We start from the raw sequence: 5,176 nt of genomic DNA on the forward strand, positions 1-5,176 counted from the left end.
ACCAGCCCCAGAACATCAGCCACCAGGCTGTATTCACCAGCGCCAGAGCCCCCATCAAGGGCAGCATGGCCAGCCCCTGCTGCCACCAGTGGGTGGCATGGCGCGCCACCACCTTCCAGCACAGCCACAGGCTCCACAGGGTCATGGTGGCCAGCAAGGCGGCGCGCACGTCGTTGGCCCAGTCGACCGGCCAGTGCTCGGCGCGCAACAGGCTGATGGTGGTGGCCGACAGGCCGATGAAGACACCGCAGCCCGCCGACCTGGACTTGCGCTTTGATGTCAGACCACTGACATCAGATATCAATCGTGCTGCCGCGCTGCGTGATCAGCGTGATCAGCGCGACGATGGCGCCCTGGTGCTGCAGGCGGCCGTGAGCGGTCGCTATGGACAGGCGCCGGTGCAGGGCCAGCTCCGTGGCGGCGCCTTGCCGGATCTGTTGAACCAAGGCAGCGTCTATCCGCTGCAAGCCGAGGGTGAGGTAGGGGCGGTGCAGACCATCATCCACGGCAATCTCATCGAGCCTCACCATTTGCAGCGCGCCGACCTGCGCATCCGCTTGAGCGGTGACAGCCTGGATCGCCTGTATGCGGCAACAGGGATACCGCTGCCTTCGACCCAGCCTTTCAGTACCAACGGTCAACTGACCATCACCCGTGTCGATACCGAGACCCGGGCCTGGAACTGGCGCTACGAACACTTCCGTGGCAAGGTCGGCGATAGCGATTTTGCCGGCGATGCCACCTATTACCGTGGACCACCCAAGAATCATCTGACGGTGCAGGCCCAGGCTGCTCTGCTGCGCCTCTCTGACTATATTCCGGCAGCCGGGCCCAAGCAAGCGGGCGGCTCATCCAAGTCGCGCGTGCTGCCCGAAAAACCCGCCCAGCCACAACGCTGGGCCAAGCTCAATGCCGATATCTCCCTGCGAGCCAAGCGCGTGCAATGGCGTCCTGATCTGGAGTGGCAGGACGCCAGCGTCACGCTGCGCCTGCAGGACCAGGTGCTCACTGCCGCACCGCTGCGTTTCAGCATGGCTGGCGGCAAGGGCGAAGGCGAACTCAGCCTGGATGGCCGCCAGTCCGAGATCGCTTCGCACCTGCAAGTGCGCCTGCACGAACTGCAAGTGCGCCAGCTATTTCCTCGCCTGGCCAAGCTCGATGCCAGCTTCGGCAAGCTCGATGGCCAGGCTACGCTGACTGGCCAAGGCAATTCGGTGGCTGCCATGCTGGCCAGCGCCAATGGCGAGATCCAGGCCGATCTCAGCCAGGGCACCATCAGCCAGTTCATTCTGGAAGCGGCCGGGCTGAACCTGGCCAATGCCGTCTTCGCCAAGCTCTATCGGGACCAGCAGGTCAAGCTGCTGTGCGGTGCGGCCGATGTGCGCATCCAGAGCGGACTGGCCCAGGTCCGGCGCGGCATCCTCAATACCGAGGACGCGGCCATCGACATCAGCGGCGAGGTCGACCTGGGCAAACAGAGCCTGGCCCTGAACGTCTATCCACGGACCAAGCAGCTGCGCATCCTGTCGCTGCGCACCCCTTTGTATGTACGCGGCAGCTTTGCCAAGCCGGACATCGGCGCCAGCAAGAGCGGCCTGGCCGCACGCGCCGGGGCGGCCGCTGCACTGGCGCTGGTGGCGCCGGTGGCGGCGGTAATCCCGCTGGTCACCCCCGGCCAGGCAATCCCGGACGATTGCGCGCCGCATCCGGCACAGTAGGCATTGCATCGTGCCAGCGCCACAGCAATATTTGGCCAGGCGGGGAGCATTTTGGTGGAGCGGCGGTCATAGATGCCAATCAACAAGACCGAGCCGGCCAGCGCTCAGCGCATTGCCGGTCAGGGTGGGGGATTTGTCCGGGAAGCTCGCCGCTGGGCCGAGGTTTCCATTACCATGCCGACAAGCTCTACCGTGACGACGCTGCCGTTGGCGGATGACGCTCATCAATACAAGTCCACCAGGAAAGGCGTTACCTTGGATCAGCAAGCGGCAATGGATGGCAAACATCCCCTTAGCAGTGCCTACCGTCACGCCCTGCTGGAGGCGATCGATGACGGTTTCTGCATCATCGAATTCATCGATGGACCGCATGGTCCCCTCAGTGACTATGTCCATATCGAAGCCAATTCCGGCTATCACCGCCACACCGGCATCGAAGGCATCGTCGGCAAGCGCTTGCGCGAAATCGAACCCGACAATGCCCAGGTCTGGCTGGATGTCTACGGCCAGGTGCTGTTGACTGGCCAGCCACTGCGCTTCGAACAGGAGTTCCAGGCAGTCGGTCGCCACATCGAAGTCTCGGCCACCCGCGTGGGACCGGTCGAGATGCGCCAGGTCTCGGTGCTGTTTCGCGACATCACCGCGCGGCGCCGCACCGAAACCGCCTTGCGCGAGAATGTGCAGCGCGTACAACTGGCCATGGAAGCCGGCGCCATCATCGGCACCTGGATCTGGGACATTCCCTCCGACCGCCTCAACGTGGACGAAGGTTTTGCCCGCGCCTTCGGCTTGGCACCGGAGCGCGATCTCTCGCGCCTGTGCATTGCCGACGTCATGGAGGCCGTGCATCCAGATGACCGCGACCTGCTGGCCGCCCGCATCCGCGAGGCACTCTCGCGCGGCGGCCCCTATGCCCACCAGTACCGCACGCGCCGCCGCGATGGCCGCTATTACTGGCTGGAGGCCAATGGCCGGGTTGAGTTGACACCGGAGGGCGAACCCAGCACCTTCCCCGGAGTCTTGATCGACATCGAGGGCCGGCGCGCTGTCGAAGCCGAACGCGACCGTGCCCTGGCGGCCTTGCGTACCCTCAACGACAGCTTGGAACAGCGCGTGCAGGAGCGCACCACTGCGCTGCTGGAAGCCGAGGAAGCGCTGCGTCAGGCGCAGAAGATGGAAGCCGTCGGCCAGCTCACCGGTGGCCTGGCGCATGACTTCAACAATATCCTGGCCGGCATCAGCGGCAGCCTGGAACTGATGAAAGTGCGCCTGGCCCAAGGCCGTATTTCCGACATCGAGCGCCACCTCAACGGCGCCCAATCGGCCGTCAAGCGCGCCGCTGCACTGACGCAGCGGCTGCTGGCGTTTTCCCGGCGCCAGACGCTGGACCCTAAGCCGGCCGACCTGAACCGCATCGTGGCCGACATGCACGAACTGATCGGCCGCAGCGTGGGCCCGGCCATCACGGTGGAAACCGTGGCCGCCGGTGGCCTGTGGCATACCTTCGTGGACATTGGTCAATTGGAAAACGCCTTGCTCAACCTCTGCATCAATGCCCGCGACGCCATGCCTCACGGTGGCCGTCTCACCATCGAGACCGCCAATCGCTGGCTGGACGACATGGCTGCCATGCAGCGCGGCGTGGCCCCTGGCCAATACGTCTCACTATGCGTGAGCGACACCGGCACCGGCATGTCGCCCGAGGTGGTGGCGCGCGCCTTCGATCCCTTCTTCACCACCAAGCCGACCGGGCAGGGCACTGGCCTGGGGCTATCCATGGTCTATGGCTTTGCCGGCCAGTCGGGCGGTGCGGTACGCATCTATTCCGAACTCGGCCATGGCGCCACCCTCTGCATCTACCTGCCGCGCCACCTGGGCGAGGCTGGGGCTGAAGACCTGGTGCTGCCTGAGGACAGCAGCGCCCCGGCCCTGCACGGTGGCAAGACCATCCTGGTGGTGGATGATGAACCGCTGGTGCGCATGGTCACGGTGGAAGTCTTGAGCGATCTCGGCTATCGCGTGCTGGAAGCCGAAGATGGACCGACGGCGCTGAAGGTCTTGAGTGCTTATCCCGAGCTTGATCTGCTCATTACCGACGTCGGCCTGCCCAATGGCATGAATGGCCGCCAACTGGCCGACGCCATCCGCGCCCCGCGCCCGGAATTACCGGTGCTGTTCGTGACCGGCTATGCCGAAAATGCGGTACTCAATCACGGTCATCTGGAGCGCGGAATGCAGGTGCTGACCAAGCCGTTTGCGGCCGATGTGCTGGCGCGCAGGGTCAGGGAGCTGGTGGGCGATGACATGGCTGGACCGGCCATGGGAGGCTAAGTCCATGCATTTCAGGCGTCGTTGACGGCAGTTCGTCGCATCGCGCTGGGGGGATCGAAGCAGGGCAAGCACAATCCTGGCATCCATGACCAGGAGACTCGCCATGCCCCTCACACCCGTGGTAACACTTCATCTCGCTGCTACCCTTGCCGCCGTCCTGATCGGTCCACTCGCCCTATGGACCCGCCTGAGCCGCACCGTGCGGCCGCGCTGGCATCGCGCCTTGGGCTATGCCTGGTTCACCTGCATGGTGGCCACGGTGTGCTCGGCACTGTTCATCCGCTCCCATGACTTGCCCAACATCGCCGGCTATACCCCCTTGCACTTGTTGGTGCCGGTGACGGCTTTCCTGCTCTATCGCGGGATCTGCGCGGTGATAAGGGGAGATATCGCGCTGCACCGGCGCATCATGCAGCGCGTCTATCTCGGTGCCTGCGTGGTGGCCGGTGCCTTCACGCTGCTGCCTTCGCGCTACCTGGGGCAACTGGTCTGGGGGCAATGGCTGGGGTGGTTGTAAGCCCTAGAGCGCGGCGCCGAAGAAGGAACCGATGGCCGCCGTGCAAGCCATGGCCAGCGAACTCCATACACTCACGCGCAACGCGCCCTTCCACAGATTGGCGCCGCCCGTCTTGGCGGCCACCGCACCCAGCACCGCCAGCGAGAGCAGGGCGGCGATGACGATGGCCGGCAGCAGGGTCGCAGCCGGGGCCAACAGCACCACGGCCAGCGGCAAGGCGGCACCCACTGCAAAGCTCAAGGCCGAGACCAGCGCCGCCTGTACCGGTCGTGCCGCGGTGGTTTCGGAGATGCCGAGCTCATCGCGGGCGTGGGCGTCCAGCGCATCGTGGGCCATCAATTGGGTAGCGACCAGGTGCGCGGTTTCCTGGTTCAGGCCGCGGCGCATGTAGATGCCCATCAGTTCGCGATGCTCGCCTTCGGGGTCGGTGGCCAGTTCTTCCTGTTCCTGGCTCAAGGCGGCCTTTTCGCTGTCGGCTTGCGAGTGTACCGACACATATTCGCCGGTGGCCATCGACATGGCGCCGGCGACCAGTCCGGCCACCCCGGTCAGCAGGACATTGTCATGACTGGCATTGGCCGCGACCACGCCCTACAGCAGGCTGGCGGTC

General features: G+C 65.0%; 3 protein-coding genes and 2 pseudogenes. 3 read left to right on the top strand and 2 right to left on the bottom strand.

What is annotated here, in order from left to right:
* Window positions 1–256 (bottom strand): annotated as a pseudogene (locus tag I5W_RS16020) (4Fe-4S binding protein); the annotation flags it as partial.
* Here I5W_RS16020 and I5W_RS16025 point away from each other — a divergent pair.
* The 3 genes from I5W_RS16025 (at window position 237) to I5W_RS16035 (ending at window position 4,566) form a co-directional block, all read left to right on the top strand.
* On the top strand, window positions 237–1,718 hold the full coding sequence (locus I5W_RS16025) for an AsmA family protein (protein ID WP_256380785.1): 1,482 nt from the start codon (window positions 237–239) through the stop codon (window positions 1,716–1,718). The pseudogene I5W_RS16020 and the gene I5W_RS16025 sit on opposite strands and share 20 nt — an antisense overlap.
* A 273-nt stretch (window positions 1,719–1,991) precedes the next feature.
* Window positions 1,992–4,049, top strand: a complete 2,058-nt coding sequence (locus I5W_RS16030; protein WP_044529979.1) for a hybrid sensor histidine kinase/response regulator — start codon at window positions 1,992–1,994, stop codon at window positions 4,047–4,049.
* 103 nt (window positions 4,050–4,152) lie between these two features.
* On the top strand, window positions 4,153–4,566 hold the full coding sequence (locus I5W_RS16035) for a DUF2306 domain-containing protein (protein WP_083893555.1): 414 nt from the start codon (window positions 4,153–4,155) through the stop codon (window positions 4,564–4,566).
* A gap of 3 nt (window positions 4,567–4,569) precedes the next feature.
* Here the strand turns inward: I5W_RS16035 and I5W_RS16040 are convergent.
* A pseudogene (locus I5W_RS16040) lies at window positions 4,570–5,157 on the bottom strand (VIT1/CCC1 transporter family protein); the annotation flags it as partial.
* Window positions 5,158–5,176: the final 19 nt, after the last annotated feature.

This window comes from Herbaspirillum sp. B65 (assembly GCF_000333555.1).
In the GTDB taxonomy this organism is placed as follows: Bacteria; Pseudomonadota; Gammaproteobacteria; order Burkholderiales; family Burkholderiaceae_D; genus Herbaspirillum; species Herbaspirillum rubrisubalbicans.